1 protein-coding gene is annotated in these 650 nt (G+C 63.7%); it reads right to left on the reverse strand.

The window, feature by feature from the left end; all coding sequences use genetic code 11:
• The coding region (locus tag EN859_RS35150) for a beta-ketoacyl synthase N-terminal-like domain-containing protein (protein WP_281015669.1) at positions 1 to 603 on the reverse strand (603 nt) is incomplete at its 3' end.
• Positions 604 to 650: the final 47 nt, after the last annotated feature.

Raw genomic sequence — 650 nt, forward strand, 5'->3', positions numbered from 1 at the left:
CCATGCTTTCAGCACGCCCCATGCGAAGGGTGCGTCGCTGCCCCCGGAAACCATTACGTCGGCCCGGCCCAGCTTGATCTGATCCACCGCCGAGGCGATCGCATGGTTGGCCGAGGCACATGCGGAGGTCACCCCGAACACCGGCCCGCGCAAGCCGAGGCGCAAGCTAAGATGGACGGAAGCGGCGCTGGGCATCACCTTTACTCCAGTGAAGAGTTCAGCACGGATTGCGCTACCCAAAAGCAGTGAGCGGTAAGTTTGTTCTGTTGCGTATGAACCGGTAAATCCAACGCCCACTGTCGCGCCGAAGCGATGGGCATTCCCTTCGTCGCAGGAAAGTCCGGCCTGCCGCATGGCTTCGCGCGCTGCAAGCACGGCGAGCAAGCTGAAGCGGTCCATGGAGATGAGATGCCCCCGGTTGATGTCGTGCTCGGGCAGCGCCTTGATCTCAGCGCCGGTCATGCCCTCCAGGTCATGAAGCTCGGAATTGGCGAGCGGGCCGATGGCGGAGCGGCCTTCGCGCATCTCTTTCCACATAGAGGCGGCGTCAGTGCCCAGTCCGCACAGGCCGCCCACTCCGGTGATAACGACGCGCCTGTCCATTCAAGCCTCCTTCGCAAGCAAGCCGCGGACGGCGTCCACGACGTCGC

This window comes from Mesorhizobium sp. M00.F.Ca.ET.216.01.1.1 (assembly GCF_004010325.2).
GTDB lineage: Bacteria > Pseudomonadota > Alphaproteobacteria > Rhizobiales > Rhizobiaceae > Mesorhizobium.